This is a genomic window from Allobosea sp., assembly GCF_017308075.1.
Classification (GTDB): Bacteria; Pseudomonadota; Alphaproteobacteria; order Rhizobiales; family Beijerinckiaceae; genus Allobosea.
The window spans coordinates 74,736-98,280 of the sequence record NZ_JAFKFX010000038.1 but is presented as its reverse complement, the minus strand read 5'-3'; the positions used below and the strand labels follow the sequence as shown (position 1 = coordinate 98,280).

Genomic DNA, 23,545 nt, shown 5'->3' with positions numbered 1-23,545 from the left:
GCCTGATTGCGGGCCGCTCAGGCCAGGCGCGGCGCGATGCGGGTGGTGCGGGACGTGGCGCCCGCCGCCTTGCGATAGAGACCGGCCGCGGCGGCGGGTGTCTCCAGGCTGCGCCTGGCGAACGGGCCGATCCCGGCATGGCTGGCGGCGAGCTGCACCAGGAAAGCGGCCGGCACGAGCGGCGCATGCGGACGCCGCCGTTCGGAACTGCGCCGCTCGGAAGAGCCGTTCCAGACCTCTTTGCTCATTGTGCCGCTCCGAAACGCCAGGACTGTCCGGGGCTGGAGGCTGCAAGCACGAGGCCGGGCTTAACCGTCCGTTAAGCCAGAGAGATGCATCGTTTCGGGACAGATTCCGCTCTCTCGAATCCGGGTCCGACGGCCCCCCCGTCGCCGAGGCCGTCGTCCGATGCCCGTGCCTTCCATCTTCGGCTCTCGCGACGAGAAGATCGTCGATCCGCGCAGCTTGCTCTCTTCGATCGGCGAGGTGGTCTACACCTGGGACATCGCCACCGATGCGCTGGACTGGGGCCCGAATGTCGCAGAGGTCCTCGGCCCGGTCGCGCCGACGGTGCTGGTGCGTGGCCTCGCCTTTGCCGGTCTGGTCGAGCCGGGAAGCGGGCGCAGCCGCTATGATGCGATCCATTCGGCGGGCGCACAGGATTCGGGCGAGGGGGTGACCTATCGCACGCGCTATGCGGTCGACCTCGCCGGCCGCAAGATGTGGATCGAGGATGCCGGGCGCTGGTTCGCCGGCATGGATGGCCGTCCGGCGCGCGCACGCGGCGTACTGCGCCTCGAGCGGGCGGTGCGGCCGCAGGAACTCGATGTCGATCACCACGATCTCTGCGACCGCTCCGCTCTGGTCGAGCATGTCGAGGCGGCGCTGGCCGAGCATTTGCCGGCGGAGCGCGGCCTCGTGGTCCTTATCGGTGCAATCGACGAGCTCGCCCGACTCAATGACGATTTCGGCCATGAGGCGACCGACGAGATCATTCAGGAGGTGCAGGAGCGGCTGCGTTCAGTGATGCGCCGGCGCGACCAGCTGATGCGCTATTCCGGCAATCGCTTCGCCATCCTGCTCGCAGGCTGCCCGGCGGCGCAGGTCGAAGTCGCGGCGCAGCGCTTCATCAAGGCGGTGGCGAGTTCGGCGATCGAGACCTCGCACGGCATCGCTCTGGCGCGGCTGCGCCTCGGGGCGGCGATCGCGCCGGATTTCGCGCGTGAGGGCGGCGCCCTCGTCGCCGCGGCCGAGAGCGCGCTCGCCGGCGCCAAGGCCGGCGCCGTCGACGAGGCGGTGATCGCGCGGCGCAATGTCGTGCGCAAGAGTGTCGGCGTCGCGGCCGCCCATGATCTCGAGGCGGTGACGGCGCTCAACGAACGCCGTGTCCGGCTGGCCCTGCAGCCGGTGGTCAGCGCGGTCACGCGCAGCCATGTCTTCAGCGAGGCGCTGCTCAGGGTGGAGCGGGCGCAGGGACAGGGCTTCCTCGCCACGGCCGAGCTGATCCCGCTGCTCGAGCGGCGCGGGCTGATCCGATTGTTCGATCATCGCGTGCTCGAGCTCGTGATGGCCCTGCTGGCCGAGCAGCCGCGGCTGAGGCTTTCGGTCAATGTCTCGCCGCGCTCGCTCGCCGACCCGGAATGGCTCGATGCCTTCCTCGCCTGCACCCGAGGCCGCAGCTCCGAGGCGTCGCGGCTGATCGTCGAGGTCACGGAGACGGCGACGATCGCCGATTCCGCGCGGATGGTGAAGCTGCTGACGCGGATCAAGGAACAGGGCGCGCGCGTCGCGATCGACGATTTCGGTGCCGGCCATACCTCGCTGCGGCATCTGCGCGCCTTTCCGATCGACATCCTGAAGCTCGATGGCGCTTTCACCCAGAATCTGCGGCGCTCGACCGATGATCGCTTCTTCGTGCGCACGCTGCTCGATCTCGCGCGCCATCTTGAGGTCGAGACGGTGGCGGAATGGGTCGACGACGATCTCCAGGCCGCGATGCTGCGCGACTGGGGCGTGACCTATCTGCAAGGTCATCTGGTCGGCAAAGCCGAACTCTGGCAATCCAGTCCGGCCCTGGTCGCGCCGCTCTCCGAGGCGATCTGAGGCCTCGGCATGGGCGGCAGGGCGAAGCCGGCCCCCAGGTCGATGCCTTAGAGCCGTGCTCGCTCGCCCGGCTTCACTTGCTCTTGGCGAGCTTGTCCAGCATCTCGCGCATCTCGTTGAGCTCGCGCTTGAGATCGCCGAGTTCCGCATTTTCGGGCGCGGCCGGAGGGGCTTCCGCCTGGGCCTTGGCGCCGGCCGCGGCGAAGGGATTGAACAGCCGGAAGGCATCGGTGAACATGGTCATGTTCGCCCGGGTCTGGGCCTGGATCGCGTCGAGAGCGCCGGTGCCGAAGGTCCCGCCGCCGAAGGCCTTGCTCATCTGCTCGCGGAACTGGTTCTGTTCCTTGGTCAGATTCTCCATCGAGAATTCGAGATAGCGTGGCACCAGTGCCTGCATGCTGTCGCCATAGAAGCGGATCAGCTGGCGCAGGAAAGCGATCGGCAAAAGGTTCTGCCCGTCCTTGCTCTCTTCCTCGAAGATGATCTGGGCCAGCACCGAGCGGGTGATGTCCTCGCCGCTCTTGGCATCGTAGACGACGAAATCCTCGCCATTGCGCACCAGGCCGGCGAGATCTTCCAGCGTGACATAGGAACTTGTGCCCGTATGGTACAGCCGACGATTGGCGTATTTCTTGATGACGGTCGCTTCTTTGTCGCTGGCCATAGATATCCACGCGCCCTGCACCGACCGACCGCCCCGGGATCGGAGCGGCGCCGGAAACGGTTCCCTAGCGTGACGATAGCCTGTCGGCCACCGGCTGCAAGTTTTTTGAGCGCCAGGGCGGCGATGCCTGCCGCTGCCTCGATGATAGGCTTCGCCCGATGGCTGTCTTGACGGCGTCGCCGCGCCCTTCGAAGGTGCGGGGGAGAGTTTGCCGGACCGCCGGGCGCGGAAGGCATGAGAGAACCGGAGGACAAGCCCATGGCTGACAATGACATCGTGATCGTGGGCGCTGCGCGCACCGCCGTCGGCGCCTTCAACGGTGCCTTCGCCAATACGCCGGCTCACGATCTCGGCGCGGCGGCGATCAAGGAGGCGCTGAAGCGCGCCAAGGTCGAGGCCGGTGCGGTCGACGAGGTGATCATGGGCCAGATCCTGACCGCCGGTCAGGGCCAGAACCCGGCCCGCCAGGCCGCGATGATCGCCGGTATCCCGCAGGAGGCGACCGCCTGGGGGCTGAACCAGCTCTGCGGCTCGGGCCTGCGCGCCGTCGCCATCGGCCTCCAGCAGATCGCCAATGGCGATGCCGACATCATCGTCGCCGGCGGCCAGGAATCGATGTCGATGTCGCAGCATGCCGCGCATCTGCGCAATGGCACCAAGATGGGCGACACCAAGTTCATCGACACGATGATCAAGGACGGGCTCTGGGACGCCTTCCATGGCTACCATATGGGCACCACCGCGGAGAACGTCGCGACCAAGTGGCAGCTCAGCCGCGAGGAGCAGGACCGCTTCGCCGTCGGTTCGCAGAACAAGGCCGAGGCGGCCCAGAAGGCTGGCCGCTTCAAGGACGAGATCGTCCCCTTCACCGTCTCGACCCGCAAGGGCGACATCGTCGTCGATGCCGACGAGTATCCGCGCCATGGCGCGACGATCGAGGCGATGGCGAAGCTCAAGCCCGCCTTCTCCAAGGATGGCACCGTCACTGCCGGCAACGCCTCGGGCATCAATGACGGCGCAGCCGCGCTGGTGGTGATGACCGCCAAGGAAGCGGCGAAGCGCGGCCTGACCCCGCTCGCCCGCATCGCCTCCTGGGCGACGGCCGGCGTCGATCCGGCGATCATGGGCACCGGGCCGATCCCGGCGACGCGCAAGGCTTTGGAGAAGGCCGGCTGGAAGATCGGCGATCTCGATCTCGTCGAGGCCAACGAGGCCTTCGCGGCCCAGGCGCTGGCGGTCAACAAGGACCTCGGCTGGAACCCGGACATCGTCAACGTCAATGGCGGCGCGATCGCGATCGGTCATCCGATCGGCGCCTCGGGCGCGCGCGTCCTGGTGACGCTGCTGCACGAGATGGCCAAGCGCGACGCCAAGAAGGGCCTCGCCACGCTGTGCATCGGCGGCGGCATGGGCGTCGCCCTGGCAGTGGAGCGCTGAGCCGCCGGCCATGCCCAAGCAGACCACGCTCTACCGCTACCTGACCGGACCCGATGACGCATCGTTCTGTCACCGGGTCTCGGAGGCGCTGAGCCGTGGCTGGGTGCTCGAGAGCCCGATGATGTCAGGCCATCATGGCCTGACATCTGAATCGGTTTCTCAAACTTGTCGTCTGGAATATGACGTCGCCCCGAAAACCGCTTCGCACTTTTCGGCGTCATGCTCCGGACCCCCGACCCTGACCTATGACGAGAAGGCGGGGCGCGTGATCTGCGGCCAGGCGATCATCAAGGATGTGGACCGGGCCTATGAGCCCGGTCTCGATCTCTCGCAACAATAAGCGGCCGAGGGGCCGGCCCGAAGGGAGGAGCAGAGGATGTCTAGAGTTGCTTTGGTGACTGGGGGCACGCGCGGCATCGGCGCGGCGATCTGCAAGGCGCTGCAGGAGGCCGGCTACAAGGTCGCCGCGAGCTATGCCGGCAATGACGAGGCCGCCGCCAAGTTCAAGGCCGAGACCGGGGTTCCCGTCTATAAATGGGATGTCGGCGACTATGACGCCTGCGCCGCCGGCATCGCCAAGGTCGAGGCCGAGGTCGGGCCGGTCGACATCCTCGTCAACAATGCCGGCATCACCCGCGACGGCTTCTTCCACAAGATGACCAAGGAGCAGTGGTCGGACGTCATCCGCACCAATCTCGACTCGCTGTTCAACATGACCCGGCCGGTGATCGAGGGCATGCGCGGACGCGGCTTCGGCCGGATCATCGTGATCTCATCGATCAACGGCCAGAAGGGCCAGATGGGCCAGGTCAACTATTCGGCGGCGAAGGCCGGCGATATCGGTTTCGTCAAGGCGCTGGCGCAGGAGAACGCCAACAAGGGCATCACCGTCAACGCGATCACGCCGGGCTATATCGGCACCGACATGGTCGCGGCGATGCCGGAGGAGGCGCTGAAGCGCGTCGTCGCCGGCATCCCGGTCGGCCGGCTCGGCAAGCCCGAGGAGATCGCCCAGACCGTGGTCTTCCTCGCCTCGGATACCGGCGCCTTCACCACCGGAGCGACCTTCGCCGTCAATGGCGGCCAGTACATGGCCTGATGTCTTCAGGCGCGCCGCCTGCATGGCGGCGCGCCGTCTCTGCTTCGGTGACGAGGCGGGCATAGCCAGGAGGGGGCCGCTCCGCTAACCGCTGCCGCGCCCCTGCCGAGCGCCACCGATGACCTCCCGCACCGCCACCGCGACCGGCCTCGTCGCCATCCTGCTCTGGTCGACTCTGGCGCTGTTCACAGCGATGAGCGGCCGGGTTCCGGCGTTCCAGCTCGTCGCCATGACCTTCGTGATCGGCGGCCTGTTCATCCTCGCGATCGCGGCGGCGCGGGGCCGGCTGCATCTGGCGCGGCCGACGCCGGCCTCCTTCCTGCTCGGGCTCTACGGCCCCTTCGGCGACAGCGCGCTCTACTATGCCGCGGTCAAGACGGCGCCGCCGGCCGAGGCCAATCTGATCCATTATCTCTGGCCGCTGCTGATCGTGCTGTTCGCGGCGCTTTTGCCGGGCGGCGGGCTGAAGCTGGGCCATCTCGCCGGGGCCCTGATCGGCCTTTCGGCGACGGCGATGCTGATCTCGGGCAGCCTCGGCGCCGGCGGTGACGGTATTCAGCTCGGCCATGTGCTGGCGGCGCTGGGCGCCTTCGTCTAGGCGAGCTATTCGGTGGTCTCGCGCCGCTTCGCCGGCGTTCCCTCCGAGAGCCTCGGCGTCACCATGCTCGGCTGCGCCGTCGCGGCCCTGGCCTGCCATCTCGCCTTCGAGCAGAGCTTGTGGACGCCGAGCCTCGTCGAGTGGGGCGGCGTGCTGGGGCTCGGCCTTGGCGCGACCGGACTCGCCTTCGTCTGCTGGGACATCGGCATGAAGCAGGGCGACGTCTCCCTGCTCGGCGTCGCCTCCTATGCCGCTCCGGTGCTCTCGACCATCGTCCTGGTGCTCGCCGGCTATGCCGCGGCGAGCTGGCTGCTCGCTTTGGCCTGCGTGCTGATCGCGGTCGGAGCGCTGGTCGCGAGCTTCGGTCCGGGTGCCGGAAGGCCGCTTCAGCGGTCCCGCACGCGCGTCTCGTAGGCGTAGACCGTGCGAAAGCCGAGCCGGCGATACATCTCGAAGGCGAGGCCGTTGCTCTGGTCGACCTGGAGATAGGCGAGGCTGCAGCCCTGCGCCGCGGCCCAGCCCATCAGGCCGAGCATCAGCTTCCTGCCGAGACCTTTTCCGCGCAGGCTCTCGTCGACGATCACCGCGCCGATCTCGGCCATACCGCGCTCGGCGATACTCATCGCATAGGCGGCGGGGTGGCCCTCATGCAGCAGGGTCGCGAAGGCGGCTGGCAGGCGCACGCCCGAGACGATGGCTGACAGATGCGCGCGATTGCGCTTGTTGCCGGTCTGGTGGCTGCAGACGCCGGTGACCCAGGCTTCCGCCGCGCGCGGCTCGACGAGCATCTCCGGATCTTCCGGATGCCGGGCAGGATCGAGCTCGGCGACCATGCCGAAGGAGGCTGTCTCGATCCGGTAGCCGCGCGCGGCGAAGCGCTGGCGGGCGCTCTCGGCGACGAGCGGCGTGAAGCGGATGCGCGGCGGCAACCCGGCCTCGGCATAGAGCTTTTCGATGAACGCCAGAGTTTCATCGTCCATTTCGGCGTCGGCCTGCAGGGCCGAAGCGGAATTGGCGCGGCCGGAATAGCCATTGGCGAAGCGCACCACCCAGTCGTCGATGACCAAGGTCGTGGGCGCGGGCCAGGCATTGACGATTCGGCTTTCGCAGGCGCGGACCAGTGCGAGGTCGGTGACGGGTTTGTCCATGCTCAGTGATCCCCGGGCTGCCAGCCGGGCTTCGCCATCTCGAAGGCCGAGAAGGCGAAGCCCGGCGCGACCGTGCAGCCGACCAGTGTCCAGCCGCCGAGGGAGACGGCGCTCTGCCAGCAGCCGGCGGGCACGACGATCTGCGGGCGCTGGCCGGCGGCGAGATCCTTGCCGAGATGCTGGGTCGCGGCGCTGGCGCCGTCCTGCGACAGGCTGAGCGCCAGAGGCGCGCCGGCATAGTGATGCCAGATCTCGGCCGCGTCGACACGGTGCCAGTGCGAGCTCTCGCCGGCATCGAGCAGGTAATAGATCGCGGTCGAGAAGCCGCGGCCTTCCGGCCCCTGCGGGTCGCGGAAGGTCTCGCGGTAATACCCGCCCTCGGGATGCGGCTGCAGCTTGAGCAGCGCGATGATGCCGGCCGCATCGAGGCCGTCCAGCCGTGGACTCATGGTTGCGGTCCTGTGTGATGTCTGGGTCCTTCAGCCCTCATCCTGAGGAGCGATCGCAGATCGCGTCTCGAAGGATGAGGGCCAAAAAGGGCCGGTGCTCAGAACTTGTTCTTGGCTTCGCGCAGCGCGGCAAAGATCTCGCCGGCCGGCTTGCCGACGAGGCCGAGCGTGGCGGCGAGCGCGGTCTCACCGGCGCGGAAGAACGGATTCGTCGCCTTTTCCTCGGCGATCGTCGTCAGCGCCCAGAAGCGGCCGGCAGCCTTGGCGGCCTCGGCCTCGGCGAGGCGGGCTGCGACTGCGGGATTGCCCGGGTCCATCGCCGCGGCGAAGCGCGCGTTCGACAAGGTGTAGTCATGGCCGGTGATCAGCCTGGTGGCGTCCGGCAGCGCCATCAGGCGCGACAGCGAGGTCCACATCGCCTCCATCCGGCCGGGCATGACGCGGCCGCAGCCCATGACGAAGACGACGTCGCCGACGAGGGCGAGAGCGGAGGCGCGGCTGATCAGGCTGACATGGCCTTCGGCATGGCCGGGCGTCGCCCAGACCTCGAAATCATCGCCGCCGAGCGCGACATGGTCGCCTTCGCCGATGACGACATCGACAGGTGCGCCGCCGCGGGCGGCCGCGGGAGCGTAGACGCGGGCGCCGGTCGCCTGCTTCAGCGCGGCGATGCCCTGGATATGGTCGGCGTGCTCATGGGTGACCAGAATCTGCGAGATCGCCCAGCCCTTGGCTCCGGCCGCGGCGAGGACCTCGCCGGCATTGGGCACGTCGATGGCGGCGCAGGCTCCGCTCGCCGGATCGTGGAGCAGGGCGCCGGCATTGTCGCTGAGCGTGCGGAAGACATGGATGTCGAGAGGCATGACAGGCTCCGGAAGCAGCGGCCTAACGCCGGCCGTGTCGAGCCGCTTCATAGCGGCTTTGGCAGGCCAAGCCCAATCTCCTCTTCAAGGAGCGCCCTTGCACTCGTGCGCCGCCTGCGCCATCTCCGTCGGATGGCTCTCGATGTCGTCGACCTGCGTGCCTTCTATGCCAGTCCGCTCGGGCATGTGGCGCGCCAGGCGGTCGGACGGGTGGTGCTGCGGCTCTGGCCGCATTGCCAGCGCCAGCGATTGCTCGGCCTCGGCTTCGCGACGCCCTATCTGCCCTTGATCGGCGGCGAGGCCGAGCGCGTCATCGCCTTCATGCCGGCGGCGCAGGGCGTGCTGAACTGGCCCTCCCAGGGGCTGTCGTCCTCCGCGCTGGTCGAGCCGACCTTGCTGCCGCTGCCCACCGCCTCGGTCGATCGCGTGCTGATCGTGCATGCGCTCGAAGAGACGGAGAGCCCCGAGGACCTGCTGGAGGAGGCCTCGCGCGTGCTCAATCCCGGCGGCAGACTGATCGTGATCGCGCCGAATCGCCGTGGGCTCTGGGCCCGGATGGACACGACTCCCTTCGGGCATGGCCGGCCGTTCAGCCGCACCCAACTCGAGAATCTGATGCGCCGGGCGATGTTCTCGCCGGAGAGCTGGAGCGAAGCGCTCTATGTGCCTCCGCTGCGCCGGCGCCTGTTCCTGCGTTCGGCCGGTGCCTGGGAAAAATTCGGTGCCGGGTTGTCGCTGCCCTTCGCCGGGGTGCATGTCGTCGACGCCACCAAGCAATTCTATCGCCAGGCGCCCTTGCGGGCGACACGCCGTAGTTTCGCCTTCCGGCCGGTGTTGTTGCCGCAGCCGACGCCGTCGCGCCGGCTGAACCGGGATCATGGTGCGTCACCGCCGCCGGGTTGACAATCGCGGCGGGGCGCGGCCAAGGTCCGCCGCTTTTTCGTGGGTTCCCCGACCGTCGCCGTCGCGCGGATGTGTCTCCCTTCAGGATGTGGGACCAGAACTGGATGTCGATGCGAAGCTATCTGGATTTCGAGAAGCCGGTTGCCGAACTGGAGGCCAAGGCCGATGAGCTGCGGGCGCTCGACGCCAAGGGCGACGGCTATTCGCTGACCGAGGAGATCGGGAAGCTCGAGGCCAAGGCCGGTCAGTCGCTCAAGGACCTCTATGGCGCGCTGACGCCCTGGCAGAAGACGCTGGTGGCACGGCACCCGCAGCGGCCGCATTTCCTCGATTATTGCGCCGGGCTGATCGATGAGTTCACACCGCTGGCCGGAGACCGCGCCTTCGGCGAGGACGAGGCCATCGTCGGCGGCTTCGGCCGCTTCCGTGGCGAGCCGGTCTGCGTCATCGGCCAGGAGAAGGGCAACTCGACGGAGACCCGCATCCGGCATAATTTCGGCATGCCGAAGCCCGAGGGCTATCGCAAGGCGGTGCGCCTGATGGAGCTCGCCGACCGTTTCGGCCTGCCGGTTCTGAGCTTCATCGACACGGCCGGAGCCTATCCGGGCATCGAGGCCGAGGAGCGCGGCCAGGCCGAGGCGATCGCCCGCTCGACCGAGACCTGCCTTGCCCTGCGCACGCCGAGCGTCGCGCTGGTGATCGGCGAGGGCGGCTCGGGCGGCGCCATCGCGATCGCGGCGGCGAGCCGCGTGCTGATGATGGAGCACGCTATCTATTCGGTGATCTCGCCGGAAGGCGCCGCCTCGATCCTGTGGCGTGACACCGCCCGGGCGCAGGATGCCGCGACCGGCATGAAGATCACCGCACAGGACCTGCTGAAATTCGGCGTGATCGACAAGATCGTCCCGGAGCCGACCGGCGGCGCCCATCGCGAGCCGCAGCTGGCGATCGAGCGGGCCGGGGCCGCGATCGCCGCGGCGCTCGCGGATCTCGCCGGACTGAGCGCCGACGAGATCGTCGAGCGGCGGGCGGACAAATATCTGGCGATCGGCCGGTCCCTCTGAGGGGGCGGGCGAGCGCCCTGATTCTTGGGTGTTCCAGATATGGCCATTCCGAGGAAGCCTGTGGTAAGGAACGGTCAAGCCTAACGGTTCTAAATCCGGGCTAGCGGCATAATTTGGCCGCGATGCCCGATGCATGGTCGGGTCAGACGGCCGAGCGATGGGAATGACGACGTGGCAGTGAAACATCTCGCGCTGACGGCCCTGATCGCCCTCACCCTGGCCGCCTGCGAAGAGGACCGCTATCGCGGTTCGGCTCGCCACAACATCCCGATCCCGTCCGCGACCTATTCGCTGATGTCCGAGAAGGGCATGAGCAAGAGCCAGCCGATCGTGATTCGCTCCTACAAGAAGGAGTCGGAGCTCGAGATCTGGAAGAAGCGCGCTGACGGCAAGTATGCGCTGCTCAAGACCTTCCCGATGTGCCGCTGGTCCGGCCAGCTCGGCCCCAAGGTCCGCGAAGGCGACCGGATGGCGCCGGAGGGTTTCTACGCCATCACCCCGGCGCAGATGAACCCGAACTCGTCGTTCTATGTCTCGTTCAACATGGGCTATCCCAACGCCTATGACCGCTCGCATGGCCGCACCGGCGCGCATCTGATGGTGCATGGCGCCTGCTCCTCGGCCGGTTGCTATTCGATGACCGACGATCAGATCGGCGAGCTCTATGCCCTGGTCCGCGAGGCCCATAATGGCGGCCAGCGTGCCGTCCAGATGCAGGCCTTCCCGTTCCGGATGACGCCGGAGAACCTCGCCAAGCACCGGCTCGACCCGAATATGGGGTTCTGGAAGAACCTCAAGGAAGGCTCGGACTATTTCGAGATCGCCAAGGACGAGCCGGCAGTCGGGGTGTCCGGCGGCCGCTACGTCTTCAACAAGGGCGGCGATTCCTCCGTCGCGCAGGCGATCGCGCAAAAGCGCCAGCAGGATGACATCCAGGTCGCTGCACTGGTCTCCAAGGGCACGCCGGCGATCAAGCTGATCTATGACGATGGCGACCAGCATTCCTCCTTCAAGCGCCAGCTGGCGCAGTCCGGCGCCGATGCGCTGAACCGGTCGGTCGCCTGGGGGTCGCGCAATGTCGGCATCAGCCGCGTCGACTCCCTGATCGGGCCACGTGTCGTCGTGCTCGATGACAAGGGCCGGACCAAGGCGACGGTGCGGGCCGAATCCGCCGAGAACGATGCCGTCCTCGCGGCCGTGCGCGGTGCGGCCGAGCAGCCCGCGTCGGAAGCCAAGCCTGCTGAGGTCGCTGTCGCGGCCGTCCCGGCGAAGCCTGCCGCCGCTGCCAAGCCGGCCGACGCGGCGACGCAGCTCGCCAAGATCTCGCCCGGCGCGGCGACAGCCGAGCCGATCCAGACCGCCAGCGCCGAGCAGCCTTCCTTCTACCAGCGCGCGCTCAGCTTCGTGCCGCTGCTCGGAGGCTCTTCGGAGAAGCCGGCGGAGGCGGCGCCGGTGGCCTCGGTCGTGCCGGAAACGCCACAGCGCATGGTCGCGCCGCTGCCGCCGCGCCGCTCGACGGCGTTGCGCACCTCGCAGCTGGACCAGGCCGACGCCGCCTATGCGAGCAAGCCCGCGACGCGCTGATCCCCGAGGCCGCCCGCCGGCCCGGCTGATACAAAAATATCACGCCCGCTGCGTTCGATCGCGGCGGGCGTTTTGCTGTGCAGTCCTGGGGCCCGCAAGGGCGTCTTTGCTCGTTTGCTGAGCGGCCTGCCGAAATCCTCGTCTTGCCGATTCCAGAGGGAGAAAAGCCTAATCGGGCCAATGCGCGAGCTGTTTCGGGCAGAAACTCTTCGACGGAGCTTTCGATGGTCTTTGGTATCTCCAGGCTCGCGACGGCCGCCACGGCGCTGTCGCTCTCGCTGACGGCCGCCGGCATGGCGCAGGCTTCCGACCTGCCGAACCGAAAGGCGCCGCCGCCGGCCCCGGTGGCGCCGAGCATCACCTGGTTCGACATTGCGGTCAGCATCAAGGGCATGACCGACTATAATTTCCGCGGCATCTCGCAGACTGATCGCAAGCCGGCGATCCAGGGTGGCGCCGAGCTGCAGTTCTACGACAACCTGGTCTATGCCGGCGTCTACGCCTCGAATGTCGATCTCGCCACCAGCCCGCCGGCCGAGATCGATTTCTATGCCGGCATCCGGCCGAAATTCGGTCCCTTCACCGTCGATGTCGGCGTCTGGCAGTATTATTACCCCAACGAGAAGCAGTATATCGACCTGGCCGGCGGTTACTGGACGCCGAAGAACACCGATTTCACCGAGGTCTATGGCAAGCTGTCCTATAATTTCGAGGACAAGCTGATCGTCGGCGCCAACCTCTTCTACGCCTGGGACTGGCTCGGCACCGGCGCGACCGGCACCTATGGCTCGCTCACGGCCAAGTACAACCTGCCCTTCCTCGAAGGGCTCTCGGTCTCGGGCGAGGTCGGGCGCTACTGGCTCGGCACGCCCAATGCGAGCATCTATTTCGCGGCGCCGGTCGATCTGCCCGATTACACCTATTGGAACGCCGGCCTCTCCTACACCTGGAAGAACCTAACGGCAGATGTGCGCTATCATGACACCAGCCTGTCGAAGACCGAGTGCTTCGCGCTGACGGCCGATCCGCGCGGCATCGTCTCCGGTTCCGGTCGCTCGAAATGGTGCAACCCGACCGTGGTCGGCACGCTTTCCTTCGACATTACCGCGAGCAGCGTCGGCATCTTTGCGCCGAAGTGACGCCGCCTGAATTTCGGAAGCGATCTCGAAAGCCCGCGCCAGCGGGCTTTCTGCTTTTGTAGCTCTGCGCTGGCCAGATCAGGCGCTGCCATGGCAGGCTTGGCCGGAGAATGCCGGGAGCCCGCCTTGCCTGAGATCAAAGCCATCGATGCCCTTGCCGAGACGATCGCCGCCGCCCGGCTCGCGCGCACGCCCTTGCCGGCGCAAGCGGGCGAGGCGCCGGCCGACGTCGCCCGGGCCTATGCCGTACAGGGCGCCGTGCACCGCCGACTGGCCGTCTCGCGCTTCGGCCGGCGCAGCGGCTGGAAGATCGGCTGCACCACGCCGGTGATGCAGGATTATCTCGGTATCGACCACCCCTGTGCCGCCGGGCTCTTCGCCGGTACGAGCCATGCGAGCGGCGCCGTGCTGCGCCATGGCGACTTCGTCCGTGTCGGCGTCGAATGCGAGATCGCGGTCAGGCTGGCGCATGATCTTCCCGGGGAGGGCGCGAGCGTCGACAGCGTGCGCGGCGCTGTCGGTGAAGTGATGGCGGCAATCGAGATCGTCGACGACCGCTATGTCGACTGGCAGAGCATCGGCACGCCGATGCTGATCGCCGACGACTTTTTCGCGGCCGGCTGCGTGCTCGGGGCCGGGCTTGCGCCGGATGCCCTGCCGGATCTCGCCGGGCTGCATGGCAGGACGCTGATCGACGGCGTCGAGGTCGGCGCCGGCGTGGGTGCTGACGTGCTGGGCCATCCCTATGCGGCGCTGGCCTGGCTGGCGGAGCATGCGCAGGCGCGCGGCGCGCCGTTGCGGGCCGGCGAGACCGTGCTGCTTGGCAGCCTGGTGAAGACGCAATGGCTGCCACCGGGCGCCGTCGCCAGGGTTGAGATCGAGGTGCTGGGTGCGGCCGAGGCCCGCTTTGCGGCGGGTTGAGCGGCAAATGCAGGGGGCAGCAACTATCGCGCCGTCGCGGCGCGCATATAGTTGCGCGGCGCGGTTCCGAGCCTGCGCCGGAACATCGTCGTAAAGGCCGCGACATTGTCGTAGCCGGCCAGCATGGCGATGTCGGTGACGGACGCGCCTTCGGCTAGTTTCGGCAGGCAGGCGAACAGGCTCGCCTGCTGGCGCCAGGCGACGAAGCTGAGGCCGGTCTCCTTCTGGAAGAAGCGCGTGAAGGTACGCCGGCTCATGGCGAGCTTCCCGGCCCAGTCGCCCAGCCGCTCATCGGCCGCGGGCGCGGCCATATAGGTCCGGCAGAGGGCGGCGAGACGCCTGTCCGCCGGGAAGGGCAGGCCGAGCGGCCGTGCTTCGAGGGTCGCGATCTCCTGCGCCAGCAACTCCAGCACCAGTACGGCCTTGCGCGTGCCCGGTGCCGCATCGCGCAGCCGGATCGCCTCGCCGATCAGTGCGCGGGCAAGATCGGTGACCCCTAGCACCTGCAGCATGCGGCCCGCGAGGTCTCCGAGCCCGGGCAGGAGATAGACCGATTTCATGTCGACAGCGCTCAGCATCTCGACAGCGTGCTGCAATTGGGCGGGAATGAGGAGCGCGTGGCCGGGCGGGATCATCCAGCAGCCCCGCTCGGTCTCGACGAGCACCACGCCCGCGAAGGCACAGAGCAACTGGTCGTGGCGATGGCAGTGGAGCGGGATCCTGTAGCCCGCAGGGTTGTCCGAGCTGTGGACGAGGATGTCGGAATCCGAGCGGGCGATCCAGCCGAGATTGCGGCGGTGCTGCTCGTCGAGTGCCTCCAGTCTCTGGCGTGGCAACGTTTTCATATTTGGCCCAAACGCGAAAGTTTTTGACCGAAACACGAATGAAGGTCATCGGCAAGCTCTGTAGAAGAGCCCCGCGCGATCTATCCGCGCGAGGAGATCAAGTCGATGGTCGCAGTTGCCCCGGAAGCCCGCCCGCGTTTCGAGAAGGCGACGACCTCGATCCTGCTCGCCGTCAGCTTCTGCCATCTGCTCAACGACGTCATGCAGTCGCTGCTGGCCTCGCTCTATCCGCTGTTCAAGGCGAATTACGGCCTGGACTTCGTCCAGATCGGCCTGCTGACCATGGCCTTCCAGGTCACGGCCTCGCTGCTGCAGCCGGTCGTCGGCATGGTGACGGATCGCTGGCCGATGCCCTATTCGGCGCCCGCCGGTATGGCCTCGACCTTCGGCGGGCTGATCCTGCTCGGGAACGCGCATAATTTCGCGGTGCTGATCGTCGCAGCCTGCCTGATCGGCTTCGGCTCGGCGGTCTTCCACCCGGAGGCGTCCCGGGTGGCGCGGCTCGCCTCGGGCGGGCGTCACGGCCTGGCGCAGTCCCTGTTCCAGGTCGGCGGCAATCTCGGCTCGGCGCTGGGCCCGCTGCTGGCGGCTTTCATCGTGCTGCCCTTCGGCCAGGGCAGCGTCGCCTGGCTCTCGGTGATCGCGATGGCGGGCGTGCTGATCCTCACCCGGGTCGGGCGCTGGTATGCGGCCCATCGCCGGGCGCAGGCGGGACGCCCGCCAGTCAGCCGTGCCTTGCCGCTGCCGGGGCGGCGCGTCGCCTTCGCGCTGTTCGTGCTCGTGCTGCTGACCGCGACGAAGAACGTCTACATGGCGAGCATATCGAGCTATTTCACCTTCTACGTCATCGAGCAGTTCCAGCTCGGCTTCCGGGACGCGCAGCTGATGCTGTTCCTGTTCCTCGGTGCCGCGGCGGTCGGGACCTTCGTCGGCGGGCCGATCGGCGATCGATTCGGGGCGCGCTTCGTGATCTGGTTCTCGATCCTGGGCGTCATCCCGTTCGCGCTGCTGCTGCCCTATGCCAATCTGTTCTGGACCGGCGTGCTGAGCGTCGCGATCGGGCTGGTCTTCGCCTCCGCCTTCTCGGCCATCGTGGTCTTTGCGCAGGAGCTGGTTCCGGGCCGTGTCGGCCTGATCGCCGGCATGTTCTTCGGATTCGCCTTTGGAGCGGGGGGTCTCGGCGCCGCGCTGCTCGGCGGCCTGGCCGATGTCCATGGCATCGGCTTCGTCTATCGCATCTGCTCCTATCTGCCGCTGCTGGGCTTGCTGACCATCCTGCTGCCGCGCTTGCCGCCGCGCCAGAGAGCCTGAATGGCGGCCTGATCGGGCTTCGCCTAAGCCAAAAGCGGAGCCGATGCTGCTCGCAAGAAAAAAGCTCCGGCCCATGGGCCGGAGCTTTTCGCTTAGATCAGCGCCTGCGGGACGGCTCAGACGAACTGGCCGTGGCAGTGCTTGTACTTCTTGCCGGAGCCGCAGGGGCAAAGCTCGTTGCGGCCGACCTTGCCCCAGCTCGCGGGGTCGTTCGGGTCGCGCTCGGCGACGGCGATGTCACCCTCGATCGCGGCGAACTGCGACTGGCCGCCGAAGAAACCGGCCGGGGGCGCAGGGAGCTCGCCGCCGGGCTGATCGAAGCCGCCGCCGCCCTGCTCGGGCGCGTCGAAGCGGACCTCGATGCGCATCAGATTGCCGGTGACCTGCTCGCGCAGGCGGCCGATCAGGCCGTCGAAGAGCTCGAAGGCCTCCTGCTTGTACTCGTTCAGCGGGTCGCGCTGGGCATAGCCACGCCAGCCGATGACCTGCCTGAGATGGTCGAGGGTGACGAGGTGTTCGCGCCAGAGATGGTCGAGCGTCTGCAGCAGCACCTGCTTCTCGACATAGGTCATCACCTCTTCGGTGTTGCGCTCGATGCGCGCGGCATAGTCCTCGTCGGCGATCTTGCGGATGCGCTCGCGCAGTTCGGCGTCGGCGATGCCTTCTTCCTTGGCCCAGTCCTCGATCGGCAGGTCGAGATTGAGATAGGTCGCGACGTCCTCGCGCAGGCCGGCGGCATCCCACTGCTCGGGATAGGCCTCCTCGGGAATGCGGCGCGAGACGGTGTCCTCGACCACGCCATGGCGCATGTCGTCGATGGTTTCGCGCACGCTCGCCTCGCGCATGAAGTCGCGGCGCTGCTCGAACACGACCTTGCGCTGGTCGTTCATGACGTCGTCGTATTTCAGGATGTTCTTGCGGATGTCGAAATTGCGCGCCTCGACCTTGCCCTGCGCCTTCTCGACCGCCTTGTTGATCCAGGGATGGACGATGGCCTCGCCCTCCTGAAGGCCGAGCTTCTGCAGCATGCCGTCCATCCGGTCGGAACCGAAGATCCGCATCAGATCGTCCTGCAGCGACAGGAAGAACTTGGAGCGACCGGGATCGCCCTGGCGGCCGCCGCGGCCGCGCAGCTGGTTGTCGATGCGGCGGCTCTCATGGCGCTCGGTGCCGATGATGTAGAGGCCGCCGGGGCGGGTCATGGTCTTGGCCGGGCGCGAGCCCTTGGCCGGCTCGAGCTCGATCGCCTCGGAGGCGTTGAGCACGATCTCCTTGAAGCGCGCGACCTCGGCCTCGATCTCCTTGATCTTGGCCTGCTTCTCCGGCCCGTCCTCCATGCCGGCGGTCTCATGGGCGACGCGCATCTCGACATTGCCGCCGAGCTTGATGTCGGTGCCGCGGCCGGCCATGTTTGTGGCGATTGTGATCGCGCCGGGCACGCCGGCCTCGGCGACGATGAAGGCTTCCTGCTCGTGGAAGCGGGCGTTCAGCACGGCGAACTGCTTGGCGCTCTTGCCCGAGCGGGCGGCGGAATAGAGCTTGTCGAGCGCGCCAGGCTGGGTGAAGTCGATCTGCTTGAAGCCGGCGGCGATCAGCATCTCGGCGACCATCTCGGATTTCTCGATCGAGGCGGTGCCGACCAGGACGGGCTGCAGGCGCTCGCTGGCGCGCTCCAGCTCCTTGATGATCGACTGCACCTTCTCCGGGAAGGTGCGGTAGACCTCGTCATCGTCGTCGATACGGGCCACCGGGACATTGGTCGGGATCTCGATCACTTCGAGCTTGTAGATCTGCTCGAACTCGTCGGCCTCGGTCGCGGCGGTGCCGGTCATGCCGGCGAGCTTCTTGTAGAGGCGGAAATAGTTCTGGAAGGTGATCGAGGCCAGCGTCGCGTTCTCGGGCTGGACGGTGACGCCCTCCTTGGCCTCGAGCGCCTGGTGCAGGCCTTCCGAATAGCGCCGCCCCGGCATCATGCGGCCGCTGAACTCGTCGATGATGACGACCTCGTCGCCGCGGACGATGTAGTCCTTGTCGCGGGTGAACAGGGTGTGCGCACGCAGGGCCTGGTTGACGTGGTGGACCAGCGTGACGTTGGCGGAATCGTAGAGATCGCCCTCCTTGAGCAGGTCGGCGGCTCGCAGCAACTCCTCGATATGCTCGTTGCCGGCCTCGGTCAGCGCTACCGTGCGCTGCTTCTCGTCGACCTCGTAATCGCCGGGGATCAGCCCCGGCAGGACCTTGTCGATCGAGACGTAGAGGTCGGACTTGTCGTCGAGCGGGCCGGAAATGATCAGGGGGGTGCGGGCCTCGTCGATCAGGATCGAGTCGACCTCGTCGACGATCGCAAAATGGTGGCCGCGCTGGGTCATCTGCGCGACCTCGTACTTCATGTTGTCGCGCAGATAATCGAAGCCGAACTCGTTGTTGGTACCGTAGGTGATGTCGCAGGCATAGGCGCGCTGGCGCTCCTCGTCGTCGAGGCCGTGCACGATGATGCCGACGCTGAGGCCGAGGAAATTGTAGATCCGGCTCATCCATTCCGCGTCGCGGCGGGCGAGGTAGTCGTTGACGGTGACGACGTGCACGCCATTGCCGGCGAGTGCGTTGAGATAGACCGGCAGCGTCGCGACCAGGGTCTTGCCTTCGCCGGTCTTCATCTCGGCGATGGCGCCCTCGTGCAGCACCATGCCGCCGATCAGCTGAACGTCATAGGGGCGCTGGCCGAGGATGCGCTTGGCGGCCTCGCGCACGGTCGCAAAGGCGGGAACCAGCAGCTCGTCGAGCGATTTGCCTTCGGCGATCTGCCTGCGGAAGGTCTCGGTGCGGGCCTTCAGCTCATCATCGGAGAGCTTCGCGACCTCGGCTTCGAGCGCGTTGATGGCGGCGACACGGGGCTGGTAGCCTTTGACCCGCCGGTCGTTCGACGAGCCGAAGAGTTTCTTTGCGAGCGCGCCAAGCATGTCCGGTCTTTCCATGGGCGCTTCCGGCTGGAGGACCCGGCACGAGGCGGGCGCGGCCGAAAGCGGATAATCCTGAAATCACGCGCGTGTTTAGACGCGTGCGGGCGCGCGGTCCAGCGCGCGCTTGCTGTGAAGGTGGTCGTCGCGACAGCCGATGCGACGCAGCGCATGTGGGGGCCGGCCGCGGCCCTGCCAAGAGGCGGCGGGGTGACGCAGAAGCGCGCCGGTCGCAGCGACGCGCGCGCTGTGCCTTGCCAAGGCCGTGATCTGCTGGCACTCAGCCAGCCGATCCGTTTTTAGCGCCATTCATCGAAAGGCCAACACCCGATGGTTGTTTCCCGTCTCGCCACGCTGTCGCTCGGCCTCGTGCTGGCTGCAGCTGCGCCTGCCTTCGCGCAGCAGGACAAGGTCGTCGCGAAGGTCGACGGCATCGAGATTACCGAGAGCGAGCTCGCGCTCGCGGCCGACGATCTCGGCGAGCGCACCGCCCAGATGCCGGAGGAGCGCAAGCGCGAGGAGCTGATCAACTTCCTGGTCGATCTCAAGCTCGGCGCCCGCGCCGCCGCCGCCGCCAAGATCGGCGAGGGGCCGGATTTCGCCAAGCGCATGGCCTATAATCGCAACAAGCTCCTGCTCGACGAGTATCTGACGACCGAGGCCAAGAAGGCGGCGACGCCCGAGGCCGCGAAGAAGCTGTTCGAAGACACGGTCAAGACGCTGAAGCCGGAGGAGGAGGTCCACGCCCGCCATATCCTCGTGCCGGAAGAGGCGCAGGCCAAGGCAGCGCTGGAGCGCCTGAAGAAGGGCGAGGACTTCGCCAAGGTTGCGGCCGAACTCTCCAAGGACCCGGGTTCGGGCAAGGAAGGTGGCGATCTCGGCTGGTTCGCCAAGGAGCGGATGGTTCCGGAATTCGCCGAGGCCGCCTTCAAGCTCGAGAAGGGCCAGCTCTCCGAGCCGGTGAAGAGCCAGTTCGGCTGGCATGTGATCAAGCTCGAGGACAAGCGGACCAAGCCGCTGCCGACCTTCGACGAGGTCAAGCCGCAGATCGAGCAGTACCTGGTCCGCAAGGCGCAGCAGGACATCATCGTCGGGCTGCGCGACAAGGCCAAGGTCGAGCGTCTCGACAAGCCGGCGGCGACGCCGGCTCCGGCTGTGCCGGCCGAGCCGAAGAAGCCCTGAGGCAAGACAGGCGGGCGCCTCGCAAGCGGGGCGCCCGAAATGCCCCGGAGCCGGCCCGGGCATGATCTGCACGCCGGCATTGCCTGCTTGTTTTCCGCACGCTGCTGCGGCACATCGAAGCGCCTCAAAAGGAGACGCCCCGATGGCCGGCAAGGATGTTCCCGTTTCCCCGCTCGCGCCAAAGCGCCAGCCCAAGGTTCCGGCGGTGCCGGGCGTGCGTTTCGCCACGGCGGAAGCCGGCATCCGCTATAAGGGCCGTACCGACGTGCTGCTGGTGCTGCTCGACGAGGGCTCTCAGGCCGCGGGCGTCTTCACCCGTTCGAAATGCCCGTCCGCGCCGGTCGACTGGTGCCGGGCGAATCTCGCCCAGGGCACGGCCCGGGCCGTGGTCGTCAATTCCGGCAACGCCAACGCCTTCACTGGCCTGAAGGGCCGCGATTCCGTCGCACTGACCGCGAAGATCGCGGCCAAGGCTGCCGGCTGCAAGCCCGAGCAGGTCTTCATCGCCTCGACCGGCGTGATCGGCGAGCCGCTCGACGCGACCAAGTTCGAGGGCGTGCTGGCTGACTGTGCCTCTCGCGTGGCCGACGGATCCTGGCTCGATGCCGCCAAGGCGATCATGACCACCGACACCTTCCCCAAGGCGGTGTCGCGCAAGGCCAAGATCGACGGGCACGAGGTCGTCATCGCCGGCATCGCCAAGGGGGCGGGCATGATCGCGCCCGACATGGCGACGATGCTCTCCTTCGTCTTCACCGATGCGCCGATCGCCGCCCCGGTGCTGCAGGCCCTGCTCGGCAAGGGCGTCAAGGGCTCGTTCAACGCGATCACGGTCGACAGCGACACCTCGACTTCGGACACGCTGATGCTGTTCTCGACCGGCAAGGCCGCGGCGCGCGGCGTGCCCGCGATCAGCGATCCCGCCGATCCCCGTCTCTCCGGCTTCAAGCGGGCGCTGAACGCGCTCCTGCTCGAGCTTTCGCATCTCGTCTGCAAGGATGGCGAGGGCGCCCGCAAATTCGTCGAGATCCGGGTGCAGGGCGCCGCCTCGTCGCGCTCGGCCAAGAGGGTCGCGCTCTCGATCGCCAATTCGCCGCTGGTGAAGACCGCGATCGCCGGCGAGGACGCCAATTGGGGCCGCATCGTCATGGCGGTCGGCAAGGCCGGCGAGCCGGCCGATCGCGACCGGCTCGACATCTCCTTCGGCGGGATCATGGTGGCGCAGCAGGGCGCCCGCGCACCGTCCTATGACGAGGTCGCCGTATCCAACTACATGAAGGGCGAGCACATCGTCATCACCACCGACCTCGGACTTGGCCGAGGCAAGTCCACCGTGTGGACCTGCGATCTGACCAAGGCCTATGTCGAGATCAATGGTGACTATCGCTCCTGAGCCCGCGCGGCCGGTGGGGCCGAGCAAGACGTTCATCGTCAGCAACCTCGCCGTCTGCTCCTTCCTCTGGGGTTCGAGCTACCTGTTCATCAAGCTGATGGCCGGCGACGTCGTCCCTTGGGCGATCGCCGCCTGCCGTGGCCTGCTCGGCGCTGTAACGCTGGCGCTGTTCGTTGCGGCGCGCGGCCAGAGCCCGCTGCCGCGCCGCCACGAGCTCCGTCATTGGCTCGTGCTCGGCACCTGCAATGGCTGGCTGCCGAACGTGCTCGTCGCCTATGCGCTGATCCAGCTCGCCAGCGGCCCGGCGGCGATGATCCAGGCGGCAGGCCCGCTGGTCACGGCGCTGTTCGCGCATTTCCTGTTCTCGGAAGAACATCTCAGCCGGCGCCGGCTCGGCGGCATACTGGTCGGCATGGCGGGCGTCGCCATCCTGATCGGGCCGCGCCTGGTCGAAGGCGGCGGCACGGCGCTCAGCCTGCTCGCCATGGTCGGCGCGACGCTGTCCTATGCCTGCGCCAATCTCTATACGCGCGCGGTGCCGCCGCGCGCAGGCGATCCGATCCGGCTGGCGCTCGGCCAGCAGATGGTCTCCGGCGGCGGGGCACTGCTGCTGACGCTGGCCTTCTCCGGCTGGGGCGCGCTTCTGGCCCTGACGCCGCATTGGCAGGCGGCGCTGGCGCTCGGCGTGTTAGCGACGGCGATGCCGGTGGCGTTCTTCATGCGATTGATCCGTGCGGCTGGGCCGACCCGGGCGGCGATGACCGGCTATCTCGTACCGGTCGTCGCTACCGTCATGGGTGTGCTGGTGCTCGGCGAGACGCTGGAGTTGCGGCAGATCATCGGAGGCGTCATCATCCTCGCAGGCGTCTTCTTCGTGACGACGGCGCCGGCGGGGGCGAAAGCGGGATGAAAGCTGCGGCGTGCGTGCTGGGCCTGGCGGCCCTGCTGGGGGCCTGCGTCGAGCGGCGGCCGGCGGCGAGCTCGTCCTTCTCGCCGGAGGAGGCGGCCTATATCCGCAAGCCGGGAGCCGGCGTGATCACCGGGCACGCCTTCCGCACGCGCGCCAAGGGCCAGGTCGTCAACGCGGCCGGCGAGGTGGTCCGGTTGGTGCCGGCGACCGCCTATGCGAGCCAGCGCTTCGCCAGCCTCTATGGCCGCGCCAAGTTCATCCTCGCCGCGAGCTATCCGCAAGAGGAACCAGATCCGCGCTACGCCGAATACACGCGCACCACCAAGGCAGAGGCGAATGGCCGTTTTGCCTTCGACAAGGTGGCGCCGGGTCGCTATTTCGTCACCACCCAGGTGATCTGGGGCGAGGAGGACGCGCTCTTCCGCGAGGGCGGTTCGGTCTATGACGAGGTGACGCTGACCGGCAGGGAAACCGAGCCGGTGCGGGTCATCCTTTCGGGAAAATGAGGCTTCGTGAAACTGCTGCTCGTCGTCGCCTGCGCGTTGGTCGATTCCGATAACCGCGTCCTCGTCACCCAGCGCCCCGAGGGCAAGGCCCTGGCGGGGCTCTGGGAGTTCCCGGGCGGCAAGCTCGAAGCCGGCGAGCGGCCGGAGCCGGCACTGATCCGCGAGCTCTCCGAGGAACTCGGCATCGAGGTCAAGGAAGCCTGCCTCGCGCCGCTGACCTTCGCCAGCTACGCCTATCCCGAATTCCACCTCCTGATGCCGCTCTATATCTGCCGGCGCTGGGAAGGGACGGTGACCTCGCGCGAGGGCCAGGCGCTGAAATGGCTGCGTGCGAGCAAGCTGCGCGAGCTCGCCATGCCACCGGCCGACGAGCCGCTGATCCCGCATCTGATCGATCTTTTGGGGGCGTAGGAGCGCGTCTTTCCGGGACGCCGCGCAGCGGCGAGCCCGGAACCCATGACCACGCCTG

23 protein-coding genes and 1 pseudogene are annotated in these 23,545 nt (G+C 67.6%); 17 read left to right on the top strand and 7 right to left on the bottom strand.

Annotated elements, in window-relative coordinates; all coding sequences use genetic code 11:
- Positions 1-17: 17 nt before the first annotated feature.
- The gene (locus J0J10_RS19895; protein ID WP_291648526.1) at positions 18-248 is read right to left on the bottom strand and encodes a hypothetical protein; all 231 of its coding nucleotides are present in this window, start codon (positions 246-248) and stop codon (positions 18-20) included.
- A gap of 160 nt (positions 249-408) precedes the next feature.
- Between J0J10_RS19895 and J0J10_RS19890 the strand changes: the two genes are divergently transcribed.
- Positions 409-2,103, top strand: a complete 1,695-nt coding sequence (locus tag J0J10_RS19890) for a GGDEF and EAL domain-containing protein (RefSeq protein WP_291648524.1) — start codon at positions 409-411, stop codon at positions 2,101-2,103.
- Between the two features lie 73 nt (positions 2,104-2,176).
- On the opposite strand, the gene phaR is transcribed toward J0J10_RS19890, so the two are convergent.
- The gene (gene phaR, locus J0J10_RS19885; RefSeq protein WP_291648523.1) at positions 2,177-2,767 is read right to left on the bottom strand and encodes a polyhydroxyalkanoate synthesis repressor PhaR; all 591 of its coding nucleotides are present in this window, start codon (positions 2,765-2,767) and stop codon (positions 2,177-2,179) included.
- Between the two features lie 258 nt (positions 2,768-3,025).
- Here phaR and J0J10_RS19880 point away from each other — a divergent pair, with 258 nt between their 5' ends.
- The 5 genes and pseudogenes from J0J10_RS19880 to J0J10_RS27040 all read left to right on the top strand — a co-directional run bounded on the left by J0J10_RS19880 (position 3,026) and on the right by J0J10_RS27040 (position 6,315).
- On the top strand, positions 3,026-4,204 hold the full coding sequence (locus J0J10_RS19880; RefSeq protein WP_291648521.1) for an acetyl-CoA C-acetyltransferase: 1,179 nt from the start codon (positions 3,026-3,028) through the stop codon (positions 4,202-4,204).
- A 10-nt stretch (positions 4,205-4,214) separates the two neighbouring features.
- Positions 4,215-4,316, top strand: a pseudogene (locus tag J0J10_RS27050) (DUF1737 domain-containing protein); the annotation flags it as partial.
- A 264-nt stretch (positions 4,317-4,580) separates the two neighbouring features.
- Positions 4,581-5,303, top strand: coding sequence for an acetoacetyl-CoA reductase (phbB, locus tag J0J10_RS19870; protein WP_291639003.1), 723 nt, complete (start codon positions 4,581-4,583; stop codon positions 5,301-5,303).
- Between the two features lie 118 nt (positions 5,304-5,421).
- The gene (locus tag J0J10_RS27045) at positions 5,422-5,901 is read left to right on the top strand and encodes an EamA family transporter (RefSeq protein WP_366825858.1); all 480 of its coding nucleotides are present in this window, start codon (positions 5,422-5,424) and stop codon (positions 5,899-5,901) included.
- A 12-nt stretch (positions 5,902-5,913) separates the two neighbouring features.
- A complete protein-coding gene (locus tag J0J10_RS27040; protein WP_366825856.1) occupies positions 5,914-6,315 on the top strand; it encodes an EamA family transporter in 402 nt (133 codons plus the stop codon).
- Here J0J10_RS27040 and J0J10_RS19860 read toward each other — a convergent pair.
- From J0J10_RS19860 to gloB, 3 genes are all read right to left on the bottom strand, one after another.
- Complete coding sequence (locus tag J0J10_RS19860) at positions 6,288-7,049, bottom strand: GNAT family N-acetyltransferase (protein ID WP_291648517.1); 762 nt, start codon at positions 7,047-7,049, stop codon at positions 6,288-6,290. The genes J0J10_RS27040 and J0J10_RS19860 overlap by 28 nt on opposite strands.
- A gap of 2 nt (positions 7,050-7,051) precedes the next feature.
- A complete protein-coding gene (locus J0J10_RS19855; protein ID WP_291648515.1) occupies positions 7,052-7,498 on the bottom strand; it encodes a cupin domain-containing protein in 447 nt (148 codons plus the stop codon).
- A gap of 98 nt (positions 7,499-7,596) precedes the next feature.
- Entirely contained in the window at positions 7,597-8,361 is a 765-nt protein-coding gene (gene gloB / locus J0J10_RS19850; protein ID WP_291648513.1) for a hydroxyacylglutathione hydrolase, read from the bottom strand.
- A 132-nt stretch (positions 8,362-8,493) separates the two neighbouring features.
- On the opposite strand from gloB, the gene J0J10_RS19845 reads away from it, so the two are divergent.
- The 5 genes from J0J10_RS19845 to J0J10_RS19825 all read left to right on the top strand — a co-directional run bounded on the left by J0J10_RS19845 (position 8,494) and on the right by J0J10_RS19825 (position 13,972).
- The gene (locus tag J0J10_RS19845) at positions 8,494-9,264 is read left to right on the top strand and encodes a class I SAM-dependent methyltransferase (protein ID WP_291639018.1); all 771 of its coding nucleotides are present in this window, start codon (positions 8,494-8,496) and stop codon (positions 9,262-9,264) included.
- Between the two features lie 110 nt (positions 9,265-9,374).
- On the top strand, positions 9,375-10,328 hold the full coding sequence (locus J0J10_RS19840) for an acetyl-CoA carboxylase carboxyltransferase subunit alpha (protein ID WP_291648511.1): 954 nt from the start codon (positions 9,375-9,377) through the stop codon (positions 10,326-10,328).
- Between the two features lie 171 nt (positions 10,329-10,499).
- Positions 10,500-11,912, top strand: coding sequence for a L,D-transpeptidase family protein (locus tag J0J10_RS19835; RefSeq protein WP_291648509.1), 1,413 nt, complete (start codon positions 10,500-10,502; stop codon positions 11,910-11,912).
- A gap of 224 nt (positions 11,913-12,136) precedes the next feature.
- On the top strand, positions 12,137-13,051 hold the full coding sequence (locus J0J10_RS19830) for a TorF family putative porin (RefSeq protein ID WP_291648507.1): 915 nt from the start codon (positions 12,137-12,139) through the stop codon (positions 13,049-13,051).
- 126 nt (positions 13,052-13,177) lie between these two features.
- Positions 13,178-13,972 carry a 2-keto-4-pentenoate hydratase gene (locus tag J0J10_RS19825; protein WP_291648505.1) on the top strand — a complete coding sequence of 265 codons (795 nt, stop codon included), beginning with the start codon at positions 13,178-13,180 and terminating at the stop codon, positions 13,970-13,972.
- A gap of 23 nt (positions 13,973-13,995) precedes the next feature.
- On the opposite strand, the gene J0J10_RS19820 is transcribed toward J0J10_RS19825, so the two are convergent.
- Complete coding sequence (locus J0J10_RS19820; RefSeq protein WP_291648503.1) at positions 13,996-14,817, bottom strand: AraC family transcriptional regulator; 822 nt, start codon at positions 14,815-14,817, stop codon at positions 13,996-13,998.
- A gap of 105 nt (positions 14,818-14,922) precedes the next feature.
- Here J0J10_RS19820 and J0J10_RS19815 point away from each other — a divergent pair, with 105 nt between their 5' ends.
- On the top strand, positions 14,923-16,128 hold the full coding sequence (locus J0J10_RS19815) for an MFS transporter (protein WP_291648501.1): 1,206 nt from the start codon (positions 14,923-14,925) through the stop codon (positions 16,126-16,128).
- Positions 16,129-16,244: 116 nt separating this feature from the next.
- On the opposite strand, the gene secA is transcribed toward J0J10_RS19815, so the two are convergent.
- Entirely contained in the window at positions 16,245-19,088 is a 2,844-nt protein-coding gene (gene secA, locus J0J10_RS19810) for a preprotein translocase subunit SecA (RefSeq protein WP_291648594.1), read from the bottom strand.
- 327 nt (positions 19,089-19,415) lie between these two features.
- Here secA and J0J10_RS19805 point away from each other — a divergent pair, with 327 nt between their 5' ends.
- From J0J10_RS19805 to mutT, 5 genes are all read left to right on the top strand, one after another.
- On the top strand, positions 19,416-20,267 hold the full coding sequence (locus tag J0J10_RS19805; RefSeq protein WP_291648499.1) for a peptidylprolyl isomerase: 852 nt from the start codon (positions 19,416-19,418) through the stop codon (positions 20,265-20,267).
- A 142-nt stretch (positions 20,268-20,409) separates the two neighbouring features.
- Positions 20,410-21,660, top strand: coding sequence for a bifunctional glutamate N-acetyltransferase/amino-acid acetyltransferase ArgJ (argJ, locus tag J0J10_RS19800; protein WP_291638587.1), 1,251 nt, complete (start codon positions 20,410-20,412; stop codon positions 21,658-21,660).
- Positions 21,644-22,570, top strand: a complete 927-nt coding sequence (locus J0J10_RS19795) for a DMT family transporter (RefSeq protein WP_291638586.1) — start codon at positions 21,644-21,646, stop codon at positions 22,568-22,570. Before argJ ends, J0J10_RS19795 begins: the two co-directional genes overlap by 17 nt.
- The gene (locus J0J10_RS19790; RefSeq protein ID WP_291648497.1) at positions 22,567-23,076 is read left to right on the top strand and encodes a carboxypeptidase regulatory-like domain-containing protein; all 510 of its coding nucleotides are present in this window, start codon (positions 22,567-22,569) and stop codon (positions 23,074-23,076) included. Before J0J10_RS19795 ends, J0J10_RS19790 begins: the two co-directional genes overlap by 4 nt.
- A 6-nt stretch (positions 23,077-23,082) precedes the next feature.
- Positions 23,083-23,487, top strand: a complete 405-nt coding sequence (gene mutT, locus J0J10_RS19785) for an 8-oxo-dGTP diphosphatase MutT (protein WP_291638584.1) — start codon at positions 23,083-23,085, stop codon at positions 23,485-23,487.
- Positions 23,488-23,545: the final 58 nt, after the last annotated feature.

What these genes read in the sequence shown, in the direction of transcription:
- secA (WP_291648594.1), bottom strand. Translation starts at nt 19,088, where the DNA reads ATGCTTGGCGCGCTCGCAAAGAAACTCTTCGGCTCGTCGAACGACCGG.
- J0J10_RS19855 (WP_291648515.1), bottom strand. Translation starts at nt 7,498, where the DNA reads ATGAGTCCACGGCTGGACGGCCTCGATGCGGCCGGCATCATCGCGCTG.
- J0J10_RS19815 (WP_291648501.1), top strand. Translation starts at nt 14,923, where the DNA reads ATGGTCGCAGTTGCCCCGGAAGCCCGCCCGCGTTTCGAGAAGGCGACG.
- J0J10_RS19895 (WP_291648526.1), bottom strand. Translation starts at nt 248, where the DNA reads ATGAGCAAAGAGGTCTGGAACGGCTCTTCCGAGCGGCGCAGTTCCGAA.
- J0J10_RS19830 (WP_291648507.1), top strand. Translation starts at nt 12,137, where the DNA reads ATGGTCTTTGGTATCTCCAGGCTCGCGACGGCCGCCACGGCGCTGTCG.
- J0J10_RS19820 (WP_291648503.1), bottom strand. Translation starts at nt 14,817, where the DNA reads ATGAAAACGTTGCCACGCCAGAGACTGGAGGCACTCGACGAGCAGCAC.
- J0J10_RS19890 (WP_291648524.1), top strand. Translation starts at nt 409, where the DNA reads ATGCCCGTGCCTTCCATCTTCGGCTCTCGCGACGAGAAGATCGTCGAT.
- J0J10_RS19880 (WP_291648521.1), top strand. Translation starts at nt 3,026, where the DNA reads ATGGCTGACAATGACATCGTGATCGTGGGCGCTGCGCGCACCGCCGTC.
- J0J10_RS19845 (WP_291639018.1), top strand. Translation starts at nt 8,494, where the DNA reads ATGGCTCTCGATGTCGTCGACCTGCGTGCCTTCTATGCCAGTCCGCTC.
- gloB (WP_291648513.1), bottom strand. Translation starts at nt 8,361, where the DNA reads ATGCCTCTCGACATCCATGTCTTCCGCACGCTCAGCGACAATGCCGGC.
- J0J10_RS19840 (WP_291648511.1), top strand. Translation starts at nt 9,375, where the DNA reads ATGCGAAGCTATCTGGATTTCGAGAAGCCGGTTGCCGAACTGGAGGCC.
- J0J10_RS19790 (WP_291648497.1), top strand. Translation starts at nt 22,567, where the DNA reads ATGAAAGCTGCGGCGTGCGTGCTGGGCCTGGCGGCCCTGCTGGGGGCC.
- J0J10_RS27045 (WP_366825858.1), top strand. Translation starts at nt 5,422, where the DNA reads ATGACCTCCCGCACCGCCACCGCGACCGGCCTCGTCGCCATCCTGCTC.
- phbB (WP_291639003.1), top strand. Translation starts at nt 4,581, where the DNA reads ATGTCTAGAGTTGCTTTGGTGACTGGGGGCACGCGCGGCATCGGCGCG.
- J0J10_RS19860 (WP_291648517.1), bottom strand. Translation starts at nt 7,049, where the DNA reads ATGGACAAACCCGTCACCGACCTCGCACTGGTCCGCGCCTGCGAAAGC.
- argJ (WP_291638587.1), top strand. Translation starts at nt 20,410, where the DNA reads ATGGCCGGCAAGGATGTTCCCGTTTCCCCGCTCGCGCCAAAGCGCCAG.
- phaR (WP_291648523.1), bottom strand. Translation starts at nt 2,767, where the DNA reads ATGGCCAGCGACAAAGAAGCGACCGTCATCAAGAAATACGCCAATCGT.
- J0J10_RS19805 (WP_291648499.1), top strand. Translation starts at nt 19,416, where the DNA reads ATGGTTGTTTCCCGTCTCGCCACGCTGTCGCTCGGCCTCGTGCTGGCT.